The following is a 2,815-nucleotide window of genomic DNA, read 5'->3' on the forward strand; positions in this document are numbered from 1 at the left end:
GCATGGTTGCACCATCCAACCTTCGCGGCCACTCACTGCCTAACAACTCATTCAAGCCGAAGTTGCTTCGCAACTCGGCTTAATTCAAGCGTTAGCCCGCAGGAAAAAATGACCGCATCTCGACCATCAGAAGAGCAGATACAGCTCGCGGCCTCGCTAGGCGTCGATGTTGCTATTGACACGTTTGACGTGGCGGCAGCCCGATTGCTGGACCGTGTGGCAGCCGCAATCGGGCACGAACCCCCTGAGCCATCCAGCGATCGTCAACGCGCTTTCGCATCATCGCTTGGGCAAGACGTTTCCACCGATTCAAAGCGTGTCGCTAGCGCCAAGATTGGTGAGGCTCTTTTCGCCAAAAACCAAGATGCAATTGTTGCACTCAACCTAAAGCCTGGAGATCGCGTTATTCGCCTCACTCGATTCGAGCATGACGGAGAGTTACGCTCTTTCGAGCAGGAGTTTGTAATTTCCTCCATCCAGCCCAATGGTCGCGTCTTCTTCAAGGGTGGCAATGGTCAAGGTGCTTGGCCTACCCAACTACACAAGCCTGCGGGCTAACAATTCATTCAAGCCGAACCCGCTTCGCGGGTCGGCTTAATTCAGGCGTTAGGCCCCGGAACAGATACTCATGCACGCTGAACTAGAAGACTGGAACAACGGATGGCATGGGCTGCGACTTAGCTTGCTACCGCAAGAGATTTCTCGTTTGATTGAGTTGCTCCAAGACTTACAGCAAGACCCGGAGCAGCACTTCCATATTTCGTCGGACTACTCAGAATTCGTCACCGAAGCTCTTCTGCAGATCTCCGGTGGCATCGAAGATGCACAGCGAAAGCTGCAAGAGGGCTGCTCAACGACACGCATCAATACGTCAATGACCAAGGACGACACTGGCAACTTGGTTACCGGCGGACGGCGTCACGCCATCGAATACGTGGAGTTTGACGTTGCAATCCTTGCTAGCTCAGGCACCGAGACCAAAGCGGGAGTTGGCCTCACCGTCGTCTCGCTACTAAACCTGAGTGCTGGCGGAAGGAGCAACGAGTCCAAGGGCATGGAATCGCGTATCAAATTCCGCGTACCTGTCGCCTTTCCCAAGCACCGCTATCCTGAGCAAGATCAATAGGGAGACGTTCCATGAGCCAGTCCTTTTCTGCCGGTGACATTGTCCAGCTAAAATCCGGGGGCGAGCCGATGACCGTTGAGGAGATCAATGGCAACGAGGTCACGTGTGTTTGGTCGGAGAGCAAGAAGCTTCAACGCCAAGTGTTCGTCGCGGCTACGCTTAAGCCATATCAACGCCCAGCTGTCGGCTTCAGCGTTAGCCGCGCCTAGAGAAGCCCCTAACAATTAATTCAAGCCGAAGCCGCTTCGCGGCTCGGCTTAACTCAGGAGTTAGGCCGTGGTGGAGCAAATACGTTGGTTGTCGCCGCTTCGGTGAGTTCGCAGGCGTGCATGCGGTTGGCTCCGGACAGAGGTCATCACCTTTGTGGTTGCGGTAAGTTCGGTGCTTCGCCTTGGCACGTCGTTCCCGCGCTGCACTCGTTCCAGTTGGCTTCGGTGGCATCACGCGCCGCTGCATCGCTGTGCAAGCTCCCTCCCGCAAGCTGTGGCACACTTGATCCAGGCGGCAGTGCTGGGGAGCATGGTTGCACCATCCAACCTTCGCGGCCACTCACTGCCTAACAACTCATTCAAGCCGAAGTTGCTTCGCAACTCGGCTTAATTCAAGCGTTAGAATTGATGAGAAATTTTTTTGCAATTGTAACCGCATTTCTGGCAGCCGCACTCGCGCCTGCCCTGGCTTTTGTTTTTGCTGGTATGGCTTTGAACGGAAAAGCGCTACGCGGCGGCGAAGACGTCATTTCTTTCCTGGCCTTAATCGGCTTCTGCATGATTTTCGCCATTGCTCATGCAGTTATCCTTGGTTTGCCGGTGTCACTCTGGCTAGTGCGTACAAACAAATTTGTGCTCCGCTCAATGCTTGTGGCGGGATTTATCGTAGGATCTCTGCCCAGCGCATTATTAGCCAACACCCTACTAAGATCCGACTGGACTAATTATATTAAGCTTGTCTTTAATGCCGGCGCACTCGGTATAATCGGCAGCGCGGCCTTCTACTTCACATTCAAGGCCATCATCTCTAACAATTCATTCAAGCCGAAGCCGCCTCGCGGCTCGGCTTAATTCAGGCGTTAGGGCTCATGTCAGAGGCTGTCGTAATCCAAATCACAGCAGACCGAGACAGCGTTTGCGCTGGAGATGACTGTGACTCACACCGAGCAACGTTTTCCATTGCGGCATCCTCCAATATCCTAGAGGTGCTAGCCGCTGCTTGGCACGCTTGCCCGCTGGCAGACATTTCTGAAGGGCAAGCTACATGGCTAATTGATGTTGCTGGCTCTGAAAGCCCCATTGGCGTTATGGCCCAACAGTGGCATCAGCCCAGGCTTTTGATTCATCCTGAGACAAGCGCGGCCGATCTGTTCAAGGGCAAGGAGCCATCTTTGTATTTCCGCTATTGTTGCCAGAGCAATCCAGACGCAGTGCTTGAGGCTATCCAGGCTAAGGCACCACTACCGGCGCGATACTCGTGATGAGTCCTAACAATTCATTCAAGCCGACGCCGCTTCGCGGCGCGGCTTAACTCAGGCGTTAGCCCCTAGGAGATTTGGTTATGCGATTTGGATTATTCGCTGGTCTGTTGTTAGCTGCCTCGACTAGGGATGGTCTGATCAACGGCATCGGAGGATGAGCCTAACCACATCGACCAGGCTGACGGCGCTCAGATCCTCGATTTTTTTGCCGTTTCCGG

3 protein-coding genes and 1 pseudogene are annotated in these 2,815 nt (G+C 54.1%); all 4 read left to right on the forward strand.

Going from position 1 to position 2,815, the window contains the following annotated elements; translation table 11 throughout:
• Window positions 1-558: pseudogene (locus GGR61_RS21310) on the forward strand (hypothetical protein); the annotation flags it as partial.
• Window positions 559-628: 70 nt separating this feature from the next.
• Window positions 629-1,126: a hypothetical protein gene (locus tag GGR61_RS20805; protein WP_184623813.1), complete on the forward strand. Its 498-nt coding sequence runs from the start codon at window positions 629-631 to the stop codon at window positions 1,124-1,126.
• An 11-nt stretch (window positions 1,127-1,137) separates the two neighbouring features.
• Window positions 1,138-1,335, forward strand: coding sequence for a DUF2158 domain-containing protein (locus GGR61_RS20810; RefSeq protein WP_184623815.1), 198 nt, complete (start codon window positions 1,138-1,140; stop codon window positions 1,333-1,335).
• A gap of 408 nt (window positions 1,336-1,743) precedes the next feature.
• Window positions 1,744-2,187, forward strand: coding sequence for a hypothetical protein (locus GGR61_RS20815; protein WP_184623817.1), 444 nt, complete (start codon window positions 1,744-1,746; stop codon window positions 2,185-2,187).
• The last annotated feature ends 628 nt before the right edge of the window (window positions 2,188-2,815 follow it).

Source organism: Xanthomonas sp. 3058 (assembly GCF_014199765.1).
Lineage (GTDB): Bacteria > Pseudomonadota > Gammaproteobacteria > Xanthomonadales > Xanthomonadaceae > Xanthomonas > Xanthomonas campestris_B.

Bases quoted from the DNA above. Each gene is read 5' to 3' on its own strand.
- GGR61_RS20805 (WP_184623813.1), top strand. From the start codon at position 629: ATGCACGCTGAACTAGAAGACTGGAACAACGGATGGCATGGGCTGCGA.
- GGR61_RS20810 (WP_184623815.1), top strand. From the start codon at position 1,138: ATGAGCCAGTCCTTTTCTGCCGGTGACATTGTCCAGCTAAAATCCGGG.
- GGR61_RS20815 (WP_184623817.1), top strand. From the start codon at position 1,744: ATGAGAAATTTTTTTGCAATTGTAACCGCATTTCTGGCAGCCGCACTC.